Source organism: Nitrincola alkalisediminis (genome assembly GCF_009821115.1).
Classification (GTDB): Bacteria; Pseudomonadota; Gammaproteobacteria; order Pseudomonadales; family Balneatricaceae; genus Nitrincola; species Nitrincola alkalisediminis.
Genome location: NZ_VYTY01000006.1, coordinates 1 through 22,687, shown reverse-complemented (window position 1 = coordinate 22,687; position 22,687 = coordinate 1). Strand labels below are relative to the sequence as shown.

The 22,687-nt window shown below is 47.5% G+C and carries 24 protein-coding genes and 1 rRNA gene; 9 read left to right on the top strand and 16 right to left on the bottom strand.

Features of this window, described 5'->3' with window-relative positions; translation table 11 throughout:
• Nucleotides 1–2: 2 nt before the first annotated feature.
• Nucleotides 3–254, top strand: coding sequence for a YfhL family 4Fe-4S dicluster ferredoxin (locus tag F5971_RS10390; RefSeq protein ID WP_036511783.1), 252 nt, complete (start codon nucleotides 3–5; stop codon nucleotides 252–254).
• A gap of 46 nt (nucleotides 255–300) precedes the next feature.
• On the opposite strand, the gene F5971_RS10385 is transcribed toward F5971_RS10390, so the two are convergent.
• From F5971_RS10385 to radC, 10 genes are all read right to left on the bottom strand, one after another.
• A complete protein-coding gene (locus F5971_RS10385) occupies nucleotides 301–810 on the bottom strand; it encodes a DUF501 domain-containing protein (protein ID WP_193494938.1) in 510 nt (169 codons plus the stop codon).
• A gap of 34 nt (nucleotides 811–844) precedes the next feature.
• Entirely contained in the window at nucleotides 845–2,914 is a 2,070-nt protein-coding gene (gene recG, locus F5971_RS10380) for an ATP-dependent DNA helicase RecG (protein WP_193494937.1), read from the bottom strand.
• Nucleotides 2,914–3,828 (bottom strand): hydrogen peroxide-inducible genes activator, encoded by a 915-nt coding sequence (locus F5971_RS10375; RefSeq protein ID WP_193494936.1) that lies wholly within the window; start codon nucleotides 3,826–3,828, stop codon nucleotides 2,914–2,916. The genes recG and F5971_RS10375 overlap by 1 nt, the downstream gene beginning before the upstream one ends.
• A 122-nt stretch (nucleotides 3,829–3,950) precedes the next feature.
• The gene (gene ppk1 / locus F5971_RS10370; RefSeq protein ID WP_051514464.1) at nucleotides 3,951–6,122 is read right to left on the bottom strand and encodes a polyphosphate kinase 1; all 2,172 of its coding nucleotides are present in this window, start codon (nucleotides 6,120–6,122) and stop codon (nucleotides 3,951–3,953) included.
• A gap of 11 nt (nucleotides 6,123–6,133) precedes the next feature.
• A complete protein-coding gene (hemB, locus tag F5971_RS10365) occupies nucleotides 6,134–7,141 on the bottom strand; it encodes a porphobilinogen synthase (protein WP_193494935.1) in 1,008 nt (335 codons plus the stop codon).
• A gap of 488 nt (nucleotides 7,142–7,629) precedes the next feature.
• Nucleotides 7,630–8,547 (bottom strand): alpha/beta fold hydrolase, encoded by a 918-nt coding sequence (locus F5971_RS10360; RefSeq protein WP_246187791.1) that lies wholly within the window; start codon nucleotides 8,545–8,547, stop codon nucleotides 7,630–7,632.
• A gap of 25 nt (nucleotides 8,548–8,572) precedes the next feature.
• Nucleotides 8,573–9,385: a bifunctional DNA-formamidopyrimidine glycosylase/DNA-(apurinic or apyrimidinic site) lyase gene (gene mutM / locus F5971_RS10355; protein ID WP_193494934.1), complete on the bottom strand. Its 813-nt coding sequence runs from the start codon at nucleotides 9,383–9,385 to the stop codon at nucleotides 8,573–8,575.
• Nucleotides 9,386–9,580: 195 nt separating this feature from the next.
• On the bottom strand, nucleotides 9,581–9,751 hold the full coding sequence (rpmG, locus tag F5971_RS10350) for a 50S ribosomal protein L33 (protein WP_036511775.1): 171 nt from the start codon (nucleotides 9,749–9,751) through the stop codon (nucleotides 9,581–9,583).
• A gap of 11 nt (nucleotides 9,752–9,762) precedes the next feature.
• Complete coding sequence (rpmB, locus tag F5971_RS10345; protein ID WP_036511773.1) at nucleotides 9,763–9,999, bottom strand: 50S ribosomal protein L28; 237 nt, start codon at nucleotides 9,997–9,999, stop codon at nucleotides 9,763–9,765.
• Nucleotides 10,000–10,187: 188 nt separating this feature from the next.
• Entirely contained in the window at nucleotides 10,188–10,862 is a 675-nt protein-coding gene (radC, locus tag F5971_RS10340; RefSeq protein WP_193494933.1) for a RadC family protein, read from the bottom strand.
• A gap of 119 nt (nucleotides 10,863–10,981) precedes the next feature.
• Between radC and coaBC the strand changes: the two genes are divergently transcribed.
• Genes coaBC through slmA form a run of 5 tightly spaced genes read left to right on the top strand, consistent with a single transcriptional unit; the run spans nucleotide 10,982 to nucleotide 15,644 of the window.
• Complete coding sequence (gene coaBC / locus F5971_RS10335) at nucleotides 10,982–12,187, top strand: bifunctional phosphopantothenoylcysteine decarboxylase/phosphopantothenate--cysteine ligase CoaBC (protein ID WP_193494932.1); 1,206 nt, start codon at nucleotides 10,982–10,984, stop codon at nucleotides 12,185–12,187.
• An 8-nt stretch (nucleotides 12,188–12,195) separates the two neighbouring features.
• On the top strand, nucleotides 12,196–12,651 hold the full coding sequence (gene dut, locus F5971_RS10330; RefSeq protein WP_193494931.1) for a dUTP diphosphatase: 456 nt from the start codon (nucleotides 12,196–12,198) through the stop codon (nucleotides 12,649–12,651).
• Between the two features lie 9 nt (nucleotides 12,652–12,660).
• Nucleotides 12,661–14,058 (top strand): phosphomannomutase/phosphoglucomutase, encoded by a 1,398-nt coding sequence (locus tag F5971_RS10325; protein ID WP_193494930.1) that lies wholly within the window; start codon nucleotides 12,661–12,663, stop codon nucleotides 14,056–14,058.
• Between the two features lie 24 nt (nucleotides 14,059–14,082).
• Entirely contained in the window at nucleotides 14,083–14,985 is a 903-nt protein-coding gene (gene argB / locus F5971_RS10320) for an acetylglutamate kinase (protein ID WP_036511767.1), read from the top strand.
• 35 nt (nucleotides 14,986–15,020) lie between these two features.
• Nucleotides 15,021–15,644: a nucleoid occlusion factor SlmA gene (gene slmA, locus F5971_RS10315; RefSeq protein WP_036511766.1), complete on the top strand. Its 624-nt coding sequence runs from the start codon at nucleotides 15,021–15,023 to the stop codon at nucleotides 15,642–15,644.
• On the opposite strand, the gene F5971_RS10310 is transcribed toward slmA, so the two are convergent.
• The 4 genes from F5971_RS10310 to gpmI are packed head-to-tail and all read right to left on the bottom strand — an operon-like array spanning nucleotide 15,641 to nucleotide 20,503.
• Nucleotides 15,641–16,483, bottom strand: coding sequence for a divergent polysaccharide deacetylase family protein (locus tag F5971_RS10310; RefSeq protein WP_193494929.1), 843 nt, complete (start codon nucleotides 16,481–16,483; stop codon nucleotides 15,641–15,643). The two genes, slmA and F5971_RS10310, sit on opposite strands and share 4 nt — an antisense overlap.
• A 3-nt stretch (nucleotides 16,484–16,486) precedes the next feature.
• Nucleotides 16,487–17,761 carry a S41 family peptidase gene (locus tag F5971_RS10305; protein WP_246187790.1) on the bottom strand — a complete coding sequence of 425 codons (1,275 nt, stop codon included), beginning with the start codon at nucleotides 17,759–17,761 and terminating at the stop codon, nucleotides 16,487–16,489.
• A gap of 37 nt (nucleotides 17,762–17,798) precedes the next feature.
• Nucleotides 17,799–18,938, bottom strand: coding sequence for a murein hydrolase activator EnvC family protein (locus F5971_RS10300; RefSeq protein WP_036511764.1), 1,140 nt, complete (start codon nucleotides 18,936–18,938; stop codon nucleotides 17,799–17,801).
• 14 nt (nucleotides 18,939–18,952) lie between these two features.
• The gene (gene gpmI / locus F5971_RS10295) at nucleotides 18,953–20,503 is read right to left on the bottom strand and encodes a 2,3-bisphosphoglycerate-independent phosphoglycerate mutase (RefSeq protein WP_036511762.1); all 1,551 of its coding nucleotides are present in this window, start codon (nucleotides 20,501–20,503) and stop codon (nucleotides 18,953–18,955) included.
• 158 nt (nucleotides 20,504–20,661) lie between these two features.
• Here gpmI and F5971_RS10290 point away from each other — a divergent pair, with 158 nt between their 5' ends.
• From F5971_RS10290 to secB, 3 genes are read left to right on the top strand one after another with little or no spacing between them, the layout of a single operon-like run.
• Nucleotides 20,662–21,078 (top strand): rhodanese-like domain-containing protein, encoded by a 417-nt coding sequence (locus F5971_RS10290; RefSeq protein ID WP_051514460.1) that lies wholly within the window; start codon nucleotides 20,662–20,664, stop codon nucleotides 21,076–21,078.
• Nucleotides 21,079–21,081: 3 nt separating this feature from the next.
• Nucleotides 21,082–21,333 carry a glutaredoxin 3 gene (gene grxC, locus F5971_RS10285; RefSeq protein WP_036511758.1) on the top strand — a complete coding sequence of 84 codons (252 nt, stop codon included), beginning with the start codon at nucleotides 21,082–21,084 and terminating at the stop codon, nucleotides 21,331–21,333.
• A gap of 31 nt (nucleotides 21,334–21,364) precedes the next feature.
• A complete protein-coding gene (secB, locus tag F5971_RS10280) occupies nucleotides 21,365–21,829 on the top strand; it encodes a protein-export chaperone SecB (protein WP_036511756.1) in 465 nt (154 codons plus the stop codon).
• Between the two features lie 20 nt (nucleotides 21,830–21,849).
• Here the strand turns inward: secB and F5971_RS10275 are convergent, their stop codons facing one another.
• Together F5971_RS10275 and rrf are read right to left on the bottom strand one after the other, a co-directional pair.
• The gene (locus tag F5971_RS10275; protein ID WP_051514459.1) at nucleotides 21,850–22,509 is read right to left on the bottom strand and encodes a tRNA-uridine aminocarboxypropyltransferase; all 660 of its coding nucleotides are present in this window, start codon (nucleotides 22,507–22,509) and stop codon (nucleotides 21,850–21,852) included.
• A 105-nt stretch (nucleotides 22,510–22,614) separates the two neighbouring features.
• Nucleotides 22,615–22,687 (bottom strand): 5S ribosomal RNA (gene rrf / locus F5971_RS18820); the annotation flags it as partial.

Below are 22,687 nucleotides of genomic sequence, written 5' to 3'. Positions count from 1 at the left end.
TCATGGCATTGATGATCACCGACGAATGCATCAACTGTGATGTATGCGAGCCCGAATGTCCGAATGAGGCCATTTATCCGGGTGAAGAGATTTATGAAATCGACCCGAACAAATGCACAGAGTGTGTTGGACATTACGATACACCCCAGTGTGTCGAGGTTTGCCCGGTCGACTGTATTCCTAAGGATCCTGAGCATGTTGAAACAGAAGACATGCTGATGATCAAGTACAAGTTACTCACTGGTAAAGAATAAATTGCTTTGCTATGAAGCTACCGCTTAACGCGGTGGCTTCAAGTGTTCAGAAGTTCAGCCTGCGCTCATTTAACGCAAATTCCTGATCCAGTCTTTGCCCAATCAAATTCTCTGCCACTAAATGATGTGCATACTGCATGTGCAAGCAGCGAACTTTATCCCACTGGGCAATCCCACCAATTCCAAGCGTGTTAAATAAGTCGCCAAAGCCTTGGGCTTCAATCAAACGACGGTCATCCGGATCCATCAACTCCCATCGCAAATTAACATACGCTTGTTGCTGCTGGCGGTATGTGTCTAGCAATAGAGGATTTTCTTGCAACTCCTGCTCCATTTGCTTTATCCAACCCGTACTTTCAATGCGCGCCAACTCTTTGTCCAAATCTTGGCTGCACAGCCAAAACAGCGTAGGAAAGGGTTTGCCCTGAACCAAAGAGCGCATTTGTAAGACAACCGGAACCCCTGCCTCGGTTTGATGCGCAATCGCTGCTATTCCTCTAGGCTGACGCCCCAATTGCCGAGTGATGATGTCCAACTGAATATCGGTAGGCTGCATGTGTTTTCTACTCTTTAGATCATTGAGGTTCGCATTATACCTGAGCGTAGGCTTCACTGCTGCCCATCCAGCGTTGAATAATGGCATCGCTGAGTCCTTCATGCGTCAATACGGCTTGCGCGATCTGTTTTACATCCGGAAGAAGATCGGCATCACGTTGTAAGTCTGCGATCCGAAGTTGCATTAACCCCGTTTGACGAGTACCTAAGACTTCGCCAGGGCCACGCAATTCCAAATCCTTTTCGGCAATTTTGAACCCATCGGTGGTTTCTTTCATGACCCGTAAACGCTCTCGACCCTGTTGGGATAAAGGCGCGTGGTACATTAGCACACAGTAACTCTCGACGCTGCCTCGCCCCACCCTGCCTCTCAGTTGGTGCAACTGTGCCAACCCCAAACGCTCAGGGTTTTCAATAATCATTAAACTGGCATTCGGGACATCGACTCCCACCTCAATCACCGTCGTCGCCACCAATAAATCCAGCTCTGCTGCTTTAAAAGCCGACATAATCTTGGCTTTTTCAGTCGCCTTCATGCGTCCATGAATCAAACCGATACGCAACTCCGGCAAGGATTCGGTTAAATACTGTGCAGCCATTTCTGCCGCTTGCGACTCCAACACATCGGACTCTTCAATTAATGTACAGACCCAATAGGCCTGACGGCCCTGAGAGCAGGCGGCACGCACCCGCTCAACCACTTCATCTCGCCTCGTATCAGAAATGACAAGGGTGTTAACGGGTGTCCGCCCTGGCGGTAACTCATCAATAATTGAGCAATCCAAATCGGCATAGGCCGTCATGGTTAAGGTACGTGGAATTGGCGTTGCGGTCATGATGAGCTGATGCGGGGCTATACGCCCATCACGCCCTTTTTCACGTAAGCTGAGCCGTTGATGAACCCCAAAGCGATGCTGCTCATCAATCACGATCAACACTAAATTTGCAAAGGTGACACCTTCTTGAAACAACGCATGAGTGCCTACAACCAAGGCGGCGTCTCCTGATGCGATCCGTTGCAGCTGCTCTAAGCGCTGCTTGCCTTTCACCTTGCCAGCCAACCATGCCACGGTAATCCCCAACGGCTCAAACCAGACTTTAAAGTTCGAAAAGTGCTGTTCAGCTAAGATTTCTGTTGGCGCCATCACCGCGGCTTGGCAACCCTGTCCTATCGCTTTCAACGCAGCTAAAGCCGCAATCATGGTTTTTCCCGATCCCACATCTCCCTGCACTAGGCGCAGCATCGGCGTAGACCGTGACAAGTCTACAGAGACCTCGTCACTCACCCTAGTCTGTGCCGACGTCAAAGCAAACGGTAGATTTTGCAGAAAACGCGCTTCCAACTCACCCATACTGGGTAGAGGCTGCGCACGTTGCTGTTGCACCTGCTGTCGAACTTTCAGCAACGACAAATGATGCGCCAAGAGCTCTTCTAACGCCAAACGCTGCTGCGCTGGATGACGTCCAGTTTCAAGTAAGGCAAGATTGGCTGAGGGTGGAGGCTGATGCAAATAAAGTAATGCCTCAAGAAGGTCCGGCAAACGCCAATGCTGTTTGACCTCAAGCGGTAACAAGTCGTTTAAGCCACGGATCTTGAGCTGCTCAAGGGCTTGGTGAATCAAGGTTCTCAAACGCCCTTGAGGCAACCCTTCTGTTAACGGATAGACTGGCGTGAGTGTATCTTCCGTAACCTCTCTCTCGTCCTGAGTGATTAATCGGTACTCAGGGTGAATCATTTCCAGCCCTGAGGGCCCCGGGCGAACCTCACCAAAACAACGAAGGCGTTTCCCGGGGGACAGGATTTTAATTTGAGCAGCCGCAAAATGGAAAAAACGCAGAGTGATCCCCCCCGTTTCATCTCTAAGTCGGCAGACGAGCGCGCGTCTTCGACCTTGCACAATGTCCGTGCTTTGAATGTCGCCTTGAATGACACACTCATCACCCGGGCTAACCTCGGCTAGGGCACGGACACGCGTTCGATCTTGATAGCGTATCGGTAAGTGGAGCACTAAGCCTTGAATCGTTGTAATGCCTAAACGCTGTAACTTAAGCTCTAACGCCGCACCAACGCCCTTCAAATCTCGAATGGGGGATTCTTGCTGCATCAGTCTTTTGATTGAATGGGTTTAAGTGGGCAACGGCTGATCGCTTGCATAAGTGCTTCTATCGCTTGCGGGCGCGGAAAACTGGCTCGCCAAGCCACAGCCACCGTTCGCATAGGGCTGGGTTTAGAGAAAGGCCTCACCGCCACCAAATGGCTAGAGGGGTGCCCCTCAATCGCCGATTGAGGCAACACACTGCAGCCTAACCCCGACGCCACCATCATGCGAATCGTCTCTAAGGAGCTACCCTCAGTCACCGTATGTTGATTATGAAAGGATTGGTTCAGTGTGGGGCATGCCTCTAGCACTTGATCTCGAAAGCAGTGACCTTCGCCCAAAAGCAGCATTCTCAGCTCACCTATAATTGAAGGGTCAACTTCTTTTTTTGAGCCGAGGGGATGCTCTTTTGGCAACACCATCATAAAAGGTTCTTCATACAGCGGTCGTGTGAGAACATCGGCTTCGTTAAAAGGCAGAGCAATAATAATGGCATCTAAGTCGCCATTGCGTATTTTACCGCGTAACGTCTCGGTCATGTTCTCTTCGATATACAAAGGCATTTGCGGCGCAAGCTCTTGCATCTGCGGTATCAAATGAGGAAATAAGTACGGGCCTATCGTAAAAATAGCGCCAACACGCAAGGGGCTGGCTAACTGGTCTTTACCTTCTTTGGCTAAGTCACGAATCGCTTCTGCCTGCTCTAAAACCACTTGTGCCTGACGTATCACCTTTTCACCCACTGGCGTCACGCGCACCGCACTTTTGCTGCGCTCAAAAAGGGCTACGCCTAACTCGTCTTCAAGTTTTTTAACTGCTATGGATAACGTCGGCTGTGAAACAAAGCAACGCTCAGCAGCATGACCAAAATGTTGTTCTTGAGCCAATGTAACAATGTAACGAAGCTCTGTCAGTGTCATGCCCATTCCTTATATCGTCTTATCTCTAGCCTAGTAATATAAACCAGCTATTGATCCGCATCCAGACAAAAACAGCGACTATTATACGTCGCTGTTCATGAATGCGCTTTGGAAGGCTGAATCTAGAGTGTTGCGAGCTCTTCTAAAAGCGCTTGCTGAGCACTAAAGCGCTCTTCTCCTTCGGCTGGTTGCAATAACGAGTAGCTTCCATCTGAATGCAACTCCCAGCTTTGGCAGTTATCTTTCAAGTAATAGTCTAGCTCTTTCTTGATACGCTCAGCGTGCTTACCCATAATTTGGAAGCCTGTTTCGACACGATTAAGCATGTTGCGCTCCATCCAGTCGGCACTGCTGCAATACACCAGCGGGTCACCTGCGTTTTCAAAATAGTAAACACGGGTATGCTCTAAGAAACGACCGATGATCGAATGCACACGAATGTTCTCTGAGATTTCAGGCAACTCAGGGCGCAGTCGACACATTCCACGAATGATCAGATCAATTTGTACACCTGCTTGAGACGCCTCATACAAACCGCGGATCAAGCGTGGCTCAGTTAAGCCATTTACTTTTATAACAATCCGGCCCACCTTTCCAGCTTGGACATTGCGTATTTCGTTCTGCATCAGCTCGATCATTCGTGCATGCAAGGTGAAAGGCGCATTAAATAATTTCTTCAGCTTTTGGATCTTGCCCATACCGGTCAACTGCTGGAAGACTTTATGCACATCTTCCCCTACGTCCTTGTCACAGGTCAAATAGCTATAATCGGTGTAAAGGCGAGCCGTACCTGAGTGATAGTTCCCTGTCCCTAAGTGACAGTAGCGCACTAAGTTATTGCCCTCACGGCGAATAATCAGCATCATTTTGGCGTGTGTTTTATATCCAACCACACCGTACACAACCAAGCAGCCAGCTTCTTGTAAACGACTGGCCAGCTGCAAGTTACTTTCCTCATCAAAGCGTGCGCGCAACTCAATAACAACCGTAACTTCCTTGCCATTTCGTGCGGCTTCGACCAATGAGTTAACAATGTCGGATTTAACACCTGTCCGATACAAGGTTTGTTTAATTGCAATCACGTCTGGGTCTTTAGCCGCTTGCCTCAGCAAATCGATTACCGGTGTGAAGGACTGAAAGGGGTGCATTAGCAACTGATCATTTTTACGCAAGATACCGAAAATATCTTTACTGGTTTTCAATTTACCTGGTAGTCCCGGCGTAAAGGGTTTCCAACGTAAATTAGGATGGTCCACCAGGTCTCTCACCGCCATCAAACGGTTTAAGTTAACGGGACCATTCACACGATACACTTGGCTATCGTTCAAATGAAACTCTGCAATTAAGAAACTGATCAACTCCTCTGGAGTGCGTTGATCAACTTCAAGTCTCACGGCATCCCCGTATTTTCGTGAATGAAGCTCCCCTCTTAAGGTGCGTGCCAAATCCTCCACCTCTTCGACATCGAAACTTAAATCTGCATTTCGAGTAATCCTGAACTGGTAACAGCCTTTCACACGCATGCCAGGGAAGAGTTCATCCGCAAACTCATGGATAATTGATGATAGGAAGATGAGGTTATCACCGCCTTCACACAGCTCATCCGGTAAACGAATCAGTCGCGGTAAAGACCTTGGCGCTGGAATAATGGCAAGACCGGTTTCACGACCAAAGGCATCTTTTCCTTCCAATTGAACGATAAAGTTCAAGCTTTTATTCACCAGCCTCGGGAAAGGGTGCGATGGATCTAACCCGATTGGACTGATCACAGGAACAATTTTTTCTTCAAAAAAGGCTTTAACCCAACGCTTTTGATCCGTGGTCCAAGCGCCTCTGCGTACAAAACGAATGCCCTGCGCATCGAGTGCGGGAAACATAATTTCATTGAGAATTTTGTATTGGCGATCCACATTCACTTCGCAAATTTCGCGAATTTTCTCCAGCACTTTTTGAGGGTGCATCGCATCAGGACCGACATCTTCACGACCGTACTTGAGTTGGCGAAGCTGCTCAGCCACTCGAATTTCGAAGAATTCGTCGAGGTTACTCGAAAAAATCAACAGAAACATCAGCCGTTCCAGCAAGGGATAACGCTCATCAAGTGCCTGTTCCAAAACGCGCACGTTAAACTGCAAATGACTGAGTTCCCTGTTGATATACAACTCCGAGGCTTTTAGATCGACGGGCACCTTCTCGATAGGGTCTATCGTCGGCAAAATTTCACGACTTTCAAGCAAGGCTGCCGCCGCGAGCGCTTCAGCTTCTAGTTGTTCTATAACGACCTCTTCACTCATTTGCAATTTCCTTAATTTAACTCTTGTGCAGCACGCACAGCAAAATAACTTAAAATACCATCGGCCCCAGCACGCTTGAACGCTAGCAGGGATTCCAGCATCACACTACGTTCATCTAGCCATCCTTGTTGAAAAGCCGCCATATGCATCGCATATTCGCCACTGACCTGATACACAAAGGTCGGTGCTTTCAATTCGTCTTTCACTCGTCTTACGATATCAAGGTAAGGCATTCCTGGCTTAACCATCACCATGTCAGCTCCCTCCGCTAGGTCCAGTGCGACTTCATGCAATGCTTCATCACTGTTAGCCGGGTCCATCTGATAACTGTACTTATTCCCCTTGCCCAAATTTCCCGCAGAGCCTACCGCATCTCTGAATGGGCCATAGTACGCACTCGCATACTTCGCTGAATACGCCATGATGCGAGTATTGACAAGCCCATGCTCCTCAAGCGCCGCACGAATATAACCAATGCGACCATCCATCATATCACTGGGTGCAACCACATCAGCTCCAGCCTGTGCATGGGACACAGCTTGAGCGACCAGTGTTTCGATGGTTCTGTCATTTAAAACATAGCCCGTATCATCGATGATTCCATCTTGGCCATGTGTCGTAAACGGATCAAGCGCTACGTCCGTGATCACACCTAAATCAGGGCACGCATCTTTAATGGCTTTCACTGCCCGTTGGGCCAAACCATCTGGATTGAATGACTCCTCCGCTAGCTCTGACTTAGCCGTCAAGGGCGTCACAGGAAACAGTGCGATCGCCGGAATCCCTAAGCTCACCAACTCTTGCGCTTTCTTTACCATTAGATCAATGCTCAAGCGCTCTACGCCTGGCATCGAATGAATACTCTCCCGCTCTCCGCTACCTTCAATCACAAAAGCGGGATAAATCAGATCATTCGGTGTCAGCAGATTCTCTCGCATTAAACGTCTGGAAAAATCATCGGCTCGCATCCGACGCATACGCGTTTCTGGGTAGTAGCGCTGACTGTTGTTAAATCCCACGTTGGGCTCCTCATATTGACTATTGAAACTAGGCTGTATGACAGTATGATGACAAAAAGATGCCATCCACATCTTTTCCTAAAAACAGACTCTATAAGATAACTAGCTTAGCCTGTTCAAGAATGACTGGCACCTGTTTGATAAGGATAGTTTTTCACTTTTTTGAAGTTTTAAGACATTTTAGGAAAAACTCCTATATCCTAAAATTTTTCAGTAGGCATAATAGCTCTTGTGGATCTCCTGTTCATGGAATGAATTGAAGGAAGGCAAGCACAGCGACCACGGATGCAGAAAGCAGAGCAGCGATGTTTGGGTTCGCAAGGATTAGGAAAGCCAATTTAAAAGAGGGGCATGTTAAGGATAACATGCCCCTTTTGCTTTTAGGTTGCCATGCACTTTTATGTCAAGCACAGCCGCTATGCCTTACCCCAGTTTTGATTAAAACCGCATATGGCGGAACGATGCCTGATGGCAACCACCTGACTCGATCAAAAACTACGCTTAAACCAATCGGATACAACCTGTGACAGCTGCTTAGGATTGTCCCAAGGAATCATATGCCCCTCTCCTGGCACCTTGATGAGTTCAAATGGGTGACGCAGTGTCCGCACCACTTGCTCAGAGTACTCATAAGGCAACACTTCATCGTTCTCGCCATGAACAATAGCGGACTTAAATGGATAGACTTTTTTGGCTACCCCACTTGGATGCGTAAATAAGCTGGCCAAAGTTCCGATGGGATAGTCAAACACAATTCTAGGATCATTATTGATTTCTCGACCGGCTGGATGCCCGGATAACAACTGATCGTAATCAATAAACGATTTTAAGGGCAAGCGCGCCGCGGGAAAAAACAAAGAAGTGCCCCATGTCCAGGCCCATCCAAACTGATGCAATACATCCGGCGCAATTTCAGTCACGAGTAAGGTGCCACACAAGACAGACTGAATACGCGTATCTTGCTCAGCTAAAGCGACTGCAAGCAACCCACCAATTGAGTAGCCATAAACACCAATCGGGCCTTTAAAGCGCTCTGACAAAGCATCCACGATCTGCACCAGATCCCGAACAACCTGATCAACTCGATAGTCACCGCGTGCACCTTTTGAATAACCATGGCCTCGCAAATCAATGCCAATGACGTTAAACCCAGTATCGGACAGGTTAGACAAACACTCAGCGTAGAGCTCAGAATAGGTGCCTATTCCTGGTAGAAACAAAATCACTGGTGCCGCTTCATCATACACATACAGCTCTGCGTGTATTTCATCATTGACAAAGCGAAGTACTTCTCGGCGTGCCAAGTAGGGCTCCAGACCCAGTTTTTGTCGGAGTTTTGCTCGCTGAACAGGGTCCTCATTAACGGTATCCGATGTCATCGACAACCAGTTAAATGCTATATTCACGTTTTAGACCTCTTCAGATTCATGATTAGTGCTGGCAAACCTTACAAAACACCGTGCTGCGCTGCCCCATACGGACTTCTACCAAGATATTCTTACAGACTTTACAAGGCAATCCCTTACGACCATAGACATACAACTCTTGTTGGAAATACCCAGGCTTACCATCCCCTCCCACAAAATCGCGCAGAGTTGTCCCGCCACGTTCCACTGCATACGTCAGTATCCGCTTAACCTCTTGGGTCAAACGCTCGATTTCCTGTATTGAGAGTAAACCTGCTGCTTTTTGCGGGTCAATGTTGGCGGCAAACAGAGCTTCATTGGCATAGATATTCCCCACACCTACAACAACCTGTGAATCCATCAAGAAGGTTTTGATGGCCTGAGTTCGCCCCTGACACTTCAAAAATAAAAACTGAGCATTAAATGCTTCGGTTAAGGGCTCTGGCCCTAAACGCGCCAGCAAAGGATGCATCTCATTTTTTGCTTGCCAAAGTATCGCACCAAAGCGCCGAGGATCAGTAAAACGCATCAAGCGCCCTGAACTCAAGCAAAAATCCGCATGATCATGTTTAGCGACGGGAGTACCTTGCTCAACAATCCGTAAACTGCCCGACATACCCAGATGAATTAGTATCACCCCTTGGCCAACATCAATGAGGAGGTACTTGCCGCGCCTAAAAACACCCTCAATTAATTGGTGCTCAATCAAATTTGCCAAGTTATCCGGCACAGGCCAACGCAGCTTAGGCTGACGAATCACGACCTTCTCAACCGAATGGTGAAGAATGTGTGGTTCTATTCCACGTCGGGTGGTTTCTACTTCTGGTAATTCAGGCATGATGACTGTCTTAACTAAGCGAGGTTTTAGGACTATATAAAAATACGGTGTGGAATCACAATACCGATCAACACAGATACGAACAAGAGTGTAACAGAAGTGGGCCAAGGGGCCTTAGCCTATCAAGGCATCAAACAAAAAATAAAGCCCGAACTCAGTATAACCAAGCCCGGGCTTTTCGAAGCGGATTAAGAATTACTTAATTTTAGCTTCTTTATAGATTACATGCTTACGCACAACAGGATCGTATTTTTTAAATTCGAACTTGTCTGGCGTGTTACGCTTGTTTTTGTCAGTAGTGTAGAAGTGTCCTGTTCCGGCTGAGGAAACCAGGCGGATCTTCTCACGAGCACCTTTTGCTGCCATCGTCTAGCTCCTTAAACCTTTTCGCCACGAGTACGCAATTCAGCCAACACTGAATCGATACCCTTTTTATCAATGATACGCATACCTTTAGACGATACACGTAGACGTACAAAGCGGTTTTCGCTCTCAACCCAAAAACGGTGCCAATGCAAGTTAGGCAAAAAACGACGACGCGTTTTACGGTTAGAGTGTGAAACATTGTTTCCGGTCATCGGGCTTTTACCCGTAACCATACAAACTCGAGACATTGTATTAATCCTGATACATACGTTAATTGACCCTATCCGATGTTTATTGAGAGCGACAAAATGACTCTCTCAGGCGGAGCGTCCACTGACCCGGACAAAATACCGTACCATTATGGGATAGAAGGGCGCATATTATACCGCTTTATCCTTTATTTACCAGTTAATTGATGATTTTTTCACCAACAGAATTAAATCCACCCTCGCTCGGCAAACGACACCACCTCACTATCACCGATAACCATATGATCTAAAACGCGAATATCAACGACTGCTAAGGCTTCGACAAGGCGATCGGTGATATGCCGATCCGCTTGAGAAGGTTCCGCAACCCCCGACGGATGATTATGACTGAGAATCACGGCTGCCGCATTGTACGCTAATGCGAGTTTTACCACTTCTCTCGGATACACGGATGCAGCGTTAATCGTTCCAAAAAACAGAGCCTCATAGCGAATGACTCTGTGGCGATTATCAAGCAGTAGGCATGCAAAGATTTCGCGAGGCTCATGCCTTAGCTTGGCCGAAAGGTAACGCCGAACCACCTGTGGGCTTTCAAGCGCCGAGTCTCTCATTAAAGTAGACTCTAAATGTCGTCTCGACATTTCCATAACCGCCTGCAGCTGGACATACTTTGCGGGCCCTAAACCTTGTGCCTGACAGAAGTCAGACTCACGGCTTTCCATCAATGCACGCAGGCCACCAAAACGATGAAGCAACTCTCGGGCAAGATCAACCGCTGATTTACCCGCAATTCCCGTTCGTAAAAAAATGGCCAATAGCTCAGCATCAGATAGGCTGTTAACGCCTTGCGATAAAAGTTTTTCTCTGGGCCTTTCTGCAACAGGCCAATGACGTATAGACATGATTAACTTCCCTGGTTTCGATTTATCAAGCTTCCCGCTTGAACGAGTCTACGCAAATGCAAAGTGAAATGTTATCTTATCAAACTTCTGGAACACATGGGAACTCGGATCGCTAAGCCATGCTAAGACTCACCAATCGACAGATATTACTCGGAATCACAGGGGGAATTGCGGCATACAAAAGCGCAGAGCTCACTCGGATGCTTAAAAAAGCAGGAGCTGATGTCAGGGTTGTCATGACACCTGCAGCCGCAGAGTTCATTACGCCTTTGACCCTGCAGGCCTTATCCGGGAACCCTGTTCACCTACAACTTCTTGACCCTGAAGCAGAAGCGGGCATGGGGCACATTGAGCTGGCACGTTGGGCTGATCTAATTCTGGTCGCCCCTGCAACAGCCGATTTTATGGCACGTGTTGCCGCAGGCATGGGAAATGATCTTCTCACCACCCTGTGCTTAGCCTCAGATGCACCTTTGTGCTTAGCCCCCGCCATGAATCAAGCCATGTGGCGCGATCATCAAACTCAACTGAACGTTCAAGCTCTACAGGCAAGAGGCATCCAGTTCTTTGGACCTGCATCTGGCGAACAAGCCTGCGGAGACACAGGGATGGGACGAATGCTAGAGCCAGAGGCTCTGTTACAGGCAATCGCCAACCAATTTGATTACGATGTTCTTAATGGTCAACGTGTTGTTATTACCGCTGGCCCGACACGAGAAGCGATCGACCCCGTTCGATTCATCTCCAACCACAGCTCAGGCAAAATGGGATACGCCTTAGCCGAAGCGGCAGCGGATGCAGGTGCAGAGGTTACCTTAATCAGTGGCCCAGTTAATCTAAGCGCACCTGCACATGTAAAACGCATCATGGTGGAATCCGCGCAAGATATGTTAGACGCCGCCCTACATTCCGTTGAAAACTGTGATGTGTTTATCGGAGCGGCGGCCGTTGCAGACTATCGCCCAGAGAGCGTATCGACGAACAAACTCAAAAAGGGCAAAGAAGCGTCAATGGACATTAGACTCGTCAAAAATCCAGATATTATTGCCACCATTGCCGCCCTGCCCAACAAACCGTTTACCATAGGGTTTGCTGCTGAAACCAATGATGTCTTAAGTTACGCACGTGAGAAACGTCTTCGTAAACAGTTAGATATGATTATTGCGAACGACGTGTCCATTGCTGGCATCGGTTTTAATAGTGATGAGAACCAAGTCACGTTAATCACATCTACCGATGAAATATCCCTACCTCAAACATCAAAACGCCAATTAGCACGTCAATTAATCGAACAGATTGCCCCACACTTACCTACAACACGATGATGACTCCAATGAAAAAGCTTCAAGTAAAATTGCTCGACCCCAGAATCGGCACCGACTTTCCTTTACCCAGTTATGCGACGGCGGGTTCCGCAGGTTTAGATTTAAGAGCCTGCTTGAATCAAGCCCTCACACTCGAGCCTGGGCAAACCGAATTGATTCCAACAGGTCTTGCCATCCATATTGAAGATCCAAACCTCTGCGCCATGATCTTGCCTCGCTCTGGACTCGGACATAAGCATGGCATCGTATTAGGCAATCTAGTTGGCCTTATCGATTCAGATTATCAAGGGCAGCTCTTTGTATCCTGCTGGAACAGAGGTCAAACAACGTTTGTTATCGCGCCTGGCGAGCGTATTGCGCAACTGGTCTTAGTTCCGGTGGTGCAAGCGGAGTTTGAGGTGGTGAGTGAGTTTTCGGACTCAGACCGAGGCGACGGTGGTTTTGGCTCTTCTGGCCGTCACTAAAGGTTCAGCATGGAACAGGCAAACTATCCTAAACCCACGTTAAACTCGCATATTTTTCGAGCCTATGATATTCGAGGGGTTGTGCCTGACGACTTATCAGATGAGGTTGTCTGGCACCTAGGGCGGGCCTTTGCACAGCAAGTCAAAGGCCTCAATAAACAACAAGTTATTGTCGCGGCAGATGGACGCCTATCCGGCCCTCACCTAAAAGACATTTTTATTGACGGACTGCTCGCATCCGGCTGCGATGTCATTGATATAGGATTTGTGCCCACGCCTGTTCTCTATTTTGCAACCGAGCACTCACCGGATCAATGCGGTGTAATGATTACTGGCAGTCATAATCCAGCTCAGTACAATGGCTTCAAAATGGTATTGGACGGCCGCAGCTTAAGTGAAGATGACATTCAGCAACTCCGCCAATTGATCGAACGACAATCCTATCCAGAAGGACAAGGTAACTTCCAGGTAGCCGATGCTTGTCCAGACTATCTGTCGAGGATTGTCTCGGATATCAAGCTACAGCGCCCTTTAAAAGTCGTCATTGACTCCGGCAATGGTATTGCAGGGCGGATTGCACCCACCCTGTTCGAGCAATTAGGCTGCTGCGTCATCCCCTTGTATTGTGAGGTTGACGGTCATTTCCCCAATCACCATCCGGACCCCAGCAAAGCCAAAAACCTTATCGATCTGATTCATTGGGTTAAGGTGCATCAAGCAGACCTTGGCATTGCCTTTGATGGCGATGCCGACCGAATGTTTATTGTCTCGAATGCGGGACAAATTCTCTATCCAGATCGAATTATGCGTTTTTTTGCCACCGATCTTTTACAGCGTCATCCTAACGCCGAAATTCTGTACGATGTTAAATGCTCACGACGTCTGCCTGCACTCATTCAGGCACAAGGCGGAACAGCAACGCTTTGGAAAACCGGGCACTCGCTCATGAAACGAAAACTAAAAGAAACAGGAGCCTTGCTTGCAGGTGAAATGAGCGGTCATTTTTTCTTCAAAGAGCGGTGGTATGGTTTCGATGATGGTTTATACAGTGCCGCTCGCTTCATTGAGCTACTGGCCGCACAGCCTCTCACCTGTGAGGAGTGTTTCATGCATTTTCCGGAAGACATTAGTACACCAGAGCTGACAATCGCCGTATCGGACGCGTCTAAGTTCGATCTTATTGAACAGCTCGCGATGATGCCTTTTGAAAGAGGACAGGTTTCTCGAATTGATGGACTACGCGTCGATTTTGACGAAGGGTGGGGGCTCGTCAGAGCCTCAAACACCACGCCAACCCTTGTCCTGCGCTTTGAGGCCTCTTCATTTGAAGCGTTAAAAAAAATTCGCGATGACTTCCAAATTCGATTGCATCAAATTGATAAATGCCTGACGATTCCTCAAGAATAATTTTTCGTATTAAGGACTAAGACTATGCCTTTAACTCGCCAGCAAGCCATTGCCACCTCTCAAATACTGAGCGAAGCAATGCCTTACATTCAACGCTTTGTCGGGAAGACGTTGGTCATCAAATACGGTGGCAACGCAATGACCGATGAAAAACTCAAAGCCAGCTTTGCTCGCGATATCGTCATGATGAAGCTGATCGGCATCAACCCAATTGTTGTGCATGGCGGCGGTCCACAAATTGGTAATCTTCTCGATCAACTTAAGATTGAGTCGCATTTCATCAATGGTATGCGCGTAACCGATACAAAAACCATGGACGTCGTCGAAATGGTACTCGGTGGCATGGTTAATAAAGAAATTGTTGGCCTCATCAACAGTGCAGGTGGAAAAGCCATCGGTCTGACCGGTAAAGACGGTGAGCTCTTGAGAGCACGAAAGCTAGTCGTTAAGCATAAGACACCCGAGATGGAAGCCCCCGAAATTATTGATATTGGCCATGTAGGTGAGGTGGAAAAAGTCAACGTAAAGGTACTCGACATGCTCGTGAACTCTGACTTTATCCCAGTCATTGCGCCGATTGGTGTCGGTGAAGATGGGCATGCGTACAATATCAATGCAGACTTGGTAGCAGGCAAGGTTGCAGAGGTTTTGCGGGCAGAAAAATTGATTCTATTAACCAATATTGCGGGCTTATTGGATAAAGAAGGCAAAGTGCTCACGGGATTATCCACCGCACAAGTCGACGCCTTAATTGAAGATGGCACCATTTATGGCGGCATGTTACCGAAAATTGATTGTGCCCTTAGCGCTGTAAAATGTGGCGTTAACTCCGCCCATATTATAGATGGGCGTGTTGAGCATGCCTGCATGCTTGAAATCTTCACCAATGAAGGTGTTGGTACGCTCATTACCAACAAGACTCTTTAATTTTTGGTCACTAACGTAGGCCTTAAGGCAGGAAAATGGCTGACAGAGAACAGAATAAACACTCACGGCGAGAGCAAATACTTCAAGCACTTGCCCAAATGTTAGAAGTTAACCCAGGTCAGCGAATTACCACTGCGGCCTTAGCTCGGGAGGTTGGCGTTTCAGAAGCAGCGCTGTATCGCCACTTCCCAAGCAAAGCTCGCATGTTTGAGGGCTTAATAGGCTTTATTGAGGAAACCCTTTTTTCAAGGATTAGACTCATTACCCAATCAAGTGCAACACGCGTGCGCCAGTGTGAGCAAATTCTCACACTTCTACTCGCATTTGTTGAGAAAAACCCAGGAATGGCCAGAATTTTAGGCGGAGATGCCCTTTCGGGGGAAACCGAACGTTTGCGCGTTCAGGTGAATCAACTCTTCGAGCGGATGGAAACACAGCTTAAACAGCTTATGCGAGAAGCGGAACTGACTGATGGTATTCGAACACTTATTCCACCAACAGCCTGCGCCAATCTTTTAATGAGTGTTGCTGAAGGTCGAATTCGGCAGTTTGTTCGCAGTGAGTTTAAGCGCAGACCCACAGAGCATTGGCCCGAACAATGGCCTAAACTTGCCGAAAGCCTATTCAAGCGTCAAGCAACGGCACCGGTAACACTTTAATGAGTGACGGTACTGGATAGAGCCTGCGCAGGCTCTGCCTCGGTTTGCAGAGATACATCGGATGACCACTCTTGCAAAGCCTTTATATCACTCTGCTGCTGTAAAAAAGCCGATGCGGCAACCAACTGAATGCCGAGCTCATCTAAACGAGGTAAGGCCTTCGCCAAATAGTCAATTGTGACGGGATAGGGGTGTCCAATGATAATGGCATATCCCTTCTCCTGTGCTAGCTCTATCGCCTTCGTGAACTGTTGATCAACAAACTCATAGGTGATTTCATGGTCTAGAAAGATATCACGCGTTAAAGACGGGATACCTTGTCTCTGCGCCATTCTGAATGCAACACTGTTCGGTGTTGTGCGACTGTCTAAGAAAAACAGGTCGCGCTCAGCCGCAACCTCCATCACCCAACGCATTGACTGTTCATTTTGGGTGAGAAGACTGCCCATATGGTTATTCAATCCCAATACCAATGGCAGAGAGTCCAAGCTTTTTTTAAGTTCACTTTTGAGCTCTGACTCACTCTGATGCGGATATAAGCCCCCCTTCCCAATCGGAATGCCTGCTATATTCGCCATTGGTGCATGTAGAATAACGTCCTTCCCTGTTGCTTCCGCAAGTTGAGACAAGACTGTTGCATGCGGTGTGTATGGCAAAAATGCAAAGGTAAGTGGACCAGGCAACTCAATAGCGGCTCGACCGTACTCTAAGCTTTGACCAATATCATCGATCACTATCACGATTCTAGGGGGTACCTCTACAGGACTCGGCGCTGAACTCCCCCATGAACACCAAAAACACAAAAAGAGCAAGGTCAAACGTTTTGACAAATTACGCACGTATCAGCCCCTAGTCGCCTTCATAATGCTCAAGCCTTTTAATAAGTTAAGCGCCTCATATAGCTGGAAATCACGCTCTTCCGAGTCTCTTGTCACAGATGATTCGCGCTGGCCAGTTGAGCTCCCTTCTAAATGACCGCTTAAATCACGCTCACGCAACACAGGGGCGGTTTCAATAGCGGTGATTCGGGCTTCCTCAACTTGAATATCCGGGCGAATCCCCTCGGCTTGAATGGATCGTCCCTCGGGTGTGAAGTAACGAGCTGTCGTCAACTTCACGGCACGATCCGACCCTACGGGTAGAATGGTTTGAACAGAGCCTTTACCAAAACTATCGGTTCCCATGATCACGGCTCGACCATGATCTTGAAGCGCACCAGCCACAATTTCAGACGCCGACGCCGAACCTGAGTTAATTAACACCACGACTGGCACATCCGGCAAGAGTGTCGATTCACTTGCATTAAAGCGCATTTCTGAGTTTGGCAATCGCCCTTCGGTGTAGACAATAAGGCCATCCGATAAGAACGCATCACTGACTTGTATGGCGGCCTGTAGAACGCCACCTGGGTTATTACGCAAATCCAACACCAACCCTTTCAGCTCACTCAAGGCTTGCAATGCTTCCACGGAGTTTCGCAATTGATTTGCTGTATTACTCTGGAACTGACTGATCCGAATATACCCATAATGCGTTTCAAGCAAGCGATGACGAACACTGGTCACACTGATGTTCTCTCTAACCAGTCTGACCTCAAAGGGTTTTTCCACCCCGTCTCTCACCAACGTCAGAACAACAGCCGTACCCACTTTTCCACGCATTTTATCAACGGCATCATTCAGACTGATCCCTTGAATCGCTTCATCGTCGATTTTCGTAATTAAATCACCTGCTCGAATACCGGCTCGTTGTGCTGGGGTATCATCGATGGGCGCAACCACGCGAATAAAGCCATCCTGCAACCCAACCTCAATCCCTAAACCACCAAACTGGCCACTGGTTTGAACTTGCATACTTTGAAAGGCTTTAGGGTCCATATACGCTGAATGAGGATCAAGTCCCGTCAACATCCCTCGTATTGCATCTTCAAGAAGCTTTTGATCCGACACAGGCTCTACATACGCCGACTTGATCCGATCAAACACTTCGGCAAACAATCGAATTTCATCAATGGGTAAACCATCTTCTGTTTCAGCCAATGCCCAAGCAGGCATAACTAAACACGCAGACAGTAAGATCGATATAATCGGCTTCTTGATATTAGGGTAACGGTTCATAATCATCCAATCCTAACAAAATTCGGAACATTAAAATTTAAGGCTTAGTTAACCAAACAGAAGGGTCAACGGGACGTCCGTTATGACGTATAGCAAAGTACAGGCCGACCTCTTCATGCCCTCCGCTGTTTCCAGCCGTCGCAACAACTTGACCTGCACTCACCCAATCGCCAGGTTCTTTCAGCAGAGTCTGATTATGACCATATAAACTCATATAGCCCGAACCATGATCCAAAATCAAGACTAAGCCATAGCCTCTGAGCCAATCCGAAAACACCACTCGACCATGATGAACGGCTTTAACATCAGCCCCCTGTGAAGCACGCACCAAAAGCCCCTCAAATGCCACCCCACTGTGCTGGGCACCAAAACGTCGAGAAACAGCGCCTTGAATCGGCCAAGGCAACTTGCCTCTTAACGACGCAAACGTTTGGTTGTCACGTGTTAAATTTGATAACTCAAGTGAACGCTGAATCTGTGCAAGTACTTGCTGTAACTGCTCTTGATCCTGTTGTTTTTGTGCCAGCTGTCGTTGCTCTCGCTGCTGCTGCTCTGCCAGCTCTTTAATCTGCTTCTCACGTTCAGCTCTAGCCGCTGAAAGACGTGACTGCTCTGCTTGTAAGCGCTCTCTTCGCTCCAGAATACTTGCCTCGGTTGCTCCAATACTTTGTCGAGTATCCGTTAAACGGTTGAGCTGGTCCTGATACACTCGCAGTTGCTCACTTAACTCCCGATTCACCCGATCAAAATACTTAAGCATTCTCTCTAACTGATCGGGATTCTGCTGTTGCAATAACAACTGAAACTTTGGCTGACGCCCCTGTCGATACTGCTCTCGCAACAGTGTTTGTATAAGCTCCCTTCGCTCTGTCAGCTGACGCTCTAAGCTTTGACGCTGTGACTGAAGCCCTGCCATATTTTGGTTTAACTCAGCCAGTTCTTGATCTGTTTTACGTATATCAGCCGCTACCCGACCTATTTCGCGTTCAGCATTTGCAAGCGCTTGCTGCTCACTTCTTTGGCGAGTGCTTCTTTGTGAAATACTGGACTGGAGCTGATGTATTTCGCGCTTTAAACGCTCAATCTGTGCTGCCGTAGCTTGTGGGTCTTGTGCCATTGACAAAGGGCTGCACAACAGCAGCCCTAAGCAAGTCCATAGATAGAGTTTGTTTTTCACAACCCAAATATCAATCAGTGAAAGGTTACTAAAGAACGACCTGTCATTTCGGCAGGTGGCTCAATATCCATTAGGTTCAATAACGTAGGGGCTAAATCACAAAGCGCACCATCACTCAACGACACCTGTTGAGCTCTCGGGCCATCGTATATTAACGCAACAGGCCAGAGTGTATGAGATGTATGCGCTTGACCACTTTCAGGGTCCTGCATCATTTCGACATTACCATGATCTGCAGTAATCAATGTTTCACCATCGACTTGTCGCATTGCGTCAATAACGCGTTTGATGCATAGATCGATCGCTTCAACGGCTTTTACCGCAGCATCAAACTTGCCGGTATGTCCGACCATATCACCATTGGCAAAGTTACAAACAATTAAGTCGTACTTACGGGCAAGTATCGCTTCAACTAAACGATCTGTGACCTCAAATGCGCTCATTTCTGGCTGTAAATCATATGTCGCCACCTGCGGTGAAGGGATTAAAATTCGGTCCTCTCCCGGATAAACTGCCTCTTGACCACCGTTAAAGAAAAAGGTGACATGCGCATACTTTTCAGTTTCAGAAATACGCAGCTGCGTTTTACCACGCTTAGATAAGAATTCACCTAAATCGTTTGAGAGCGCTGTCGGAGGGAATGCACAACTCGCGTCAATGCTAGCCGCATATTCCGTCAGCATCACGTAATCACTCAGTGCTGGCGCAGACGAACGCACAAAACCATCAAAGTCTTTTTCAACAAATGCTCGTGTAATCTCTCGCGATCTATCTGGACGGAAATTAGCGCAAATCACGACATCACCATCTTGAATAAGGCCTTTAGGATGGCCGGCCATATCGGTGATCACTGTCGCCTGTACAAACTCATCATTTTCATCGCGAGCATAGGCTTCAGCCAGGGCTTGTTGTGGGGATTGCGCAAAATACGGTGCCGTCCCTACTGTCATTGCATCGTAGGCTTGTTGAACACGATCCCAACGGTTATCACGATCCATCGCATAATAACGTCCAACAACCGTCGCAACAGCACCCGTTCCCAAACGGGCAAAGGTTGCCTCAGCGGCAGCAATCGAAGGCTCTGCTGAACGCGGGGGCATATCACGACCATCAAGTATTGCGTGTAGAAATACGTTTTTCACGCCTTTTTTTACAGCCAATTCAATCAGAGCAAACATATGTTCTTCATGGCTATGGACACCGCCTGGCGACAGGAGACCTGTAATATGTACGGCTGAATCCTTTTCTAGCGCACGTTCAATTGCGCTCACCAACACTTCATTCTGCTCAAACTCGCCATCAGCAATTGCTTTCGAGATACGAGTGAAGTTTTGATATACAACACGACCGGCTCCAATATTCATATGACCAACCTCTGAGTTGCCCATTTGCCCTTCAGGCAATCCAACGGCAAGTCCCGATGTTGATATACGAGAGTTTGGATTTGATGCTAACAGCGCATCCCAAGTGGGTGTATTTGCGGCTTCAATTGCTGAAGAAGGAGTTGATTCAATCCCGAACCCATCGAGAATGATCAGTGCTTTGGTTGCTCTTGTTTCACTCATTGTCTGTCATCTGTATTGGAGGGTTAATAATATCCGCCATTTTACTGACAAAATACAATTATAGCTAACGCTGAACGAGTATAAGTCTTATCCGAGCGCCTCCTACATTGTATACTTGCTCACTTAAGAATTTATAAATGCGCTGAACGGAACCCATGATGGAACAACTCTTTGAATTTATATCAAACCACTATTTTCTTGTCCTAGCTTGGCTAATTACACTGGCTGTTTTACTTTGGACTGAAAAAAACAAATCGGGTCGATCAGTGACTCCAGCTGAAGCAACACGGATGATCAATAAAGAGTCCGCTATTGTTGTTGATATTCGTCCAAAGAAAGAGTGGGATACAGGCCACATTGCGGGTTCTAAAAACATCCCCTTTGCTGACATGGAACGACGTCTTTCAGAACTGGACTCCGCTAAAGAAAGCCCGATTATTGTCGTCTGCAATCTAGGCCAAGCCGCTGGCAGTGCCGGTAAAAAGCTAAAGAGTGCCGGATTTACAAATATTTCAAGGATGAGTGGCGGTATCACAGAATGGAAAGCTCAACACTTACCTATCGTGAAGAAATAATCCATGGCTAACGTAACGATCTATACAACCCGTATTTGTCCATTTTGTGTCAGAGCCAAGTATCTTTTGAAGCAAAAAAATGTTGAGTTTACCGAAATTGATGTCGGGTCATCACCTGAGCTCAAACGCGAAATGATTGCACGCAGTGGCCGTCAAACCGTACCGCAAATATTCATTGATGATTTGCATGTGGGCGGATGTGACGACTTGTATGAGTTAGATCTAGATAATAAACTCGACCCACTTCTAAAATAAAACCGACCCATTACTGAACAGGATTTTTCGAATGTCAGAAAATGCAGCAAAACCTCAATTTGCCCTCCAACGTGTGTTTCTCAAGGATGTCTCTCTTGAAACACCTGCTGGCCCACAGGTTTTCACAAAAACGTGGCAACCCGATGTCAAATTGGATTTGAACACTAGAACCAATGCACTTGATGAAACGCATTACGAAGTCGTGTTAACACTGACTGTAACCATTTCTAATGATGGCAAAACGGCACTGTTAGTTGAATTACAACAAGCTGGCATTTTCTTAATCAGCGGGCTGGGCGAAGCAGAGTTGGGGCACACTCTTGGTGCTTTCTGTCCAAATATTCTGTTTCCTTATGCCAGAGAAGCGGTTGACAGCATGATGACGCGTGCTAGTTTCCCGCCATTGATGCTCGCACCTGTAAACTTCGATGCTCTGTATGCACAGCAATTGCAACAGAAAGCCGCTCAGCAAGAAGCTGCACCGGAAACACACTAAAAGAAAATATGCCGGCTCGCTTATCGCTTGCTGGCATCCTCCTTCACGTTCAAATTTCGTCCCTTAGATGCATAGTAACGTTGATTAAACGTCTCAAAGTTCTGCAACAACGTATTTCCTGCCTCAGCATCCCCTATCTGAAACAGTAAGGCAGCTGCAACTTCTGCAGTGCAAACATGATTCTCTTCCCCTGAAGAACGCAACGAATAGCGACTATCAAACGCTATCGTCGGCTCAATGACTGGCAGTGTATCTAAGTAGCGACTGTGTCTGAAGATACGTCGTGCTTGTCTCCACGTTCCATCTGGAATAATAAAGAGTGGGCGGTTTGGAAGCTCAGATAGATCCTTTATCATTCTGTCTGCGTAATCCGGAGCCTCAGGAAAGACGATACAAGGAGAGACCTCAGGATCTGCAAGCGCTGAGATCAGATCTTCAGTCGGCTCTAAGCGAGACCAACGAGAGCATTGTGTCGATGAAAAGGTTCTCTGAATCAAACGCCCAGTGTTGGTTGGCTTGTAAAATTCATCATGATGCATCAATAGCCAGAAATCACAGCTAGCCTGGCTTGTAAGCGTATCTGAGCACATACAGGCAACAGCCGGCAACTTGCAGTCATCACAACGAATAACGTTTGAACCTCGGGCTACAAAGGGTTTACGCGGATATTGAGAGTGCATGTTATGTTCGCGATAAGTGTCTTAAAATAACAAAGGATGAAAGGCCTACATACACAAAAGCAAAAAGCCCCTGACTCATGGAATCAGGGGCTTCTCTAAATAAATGCCTGGCGATGACCTACTCTCACATGGGGAAACCCCACACTACCATCGGCGATGACGCGTTTCACTTCTGAGT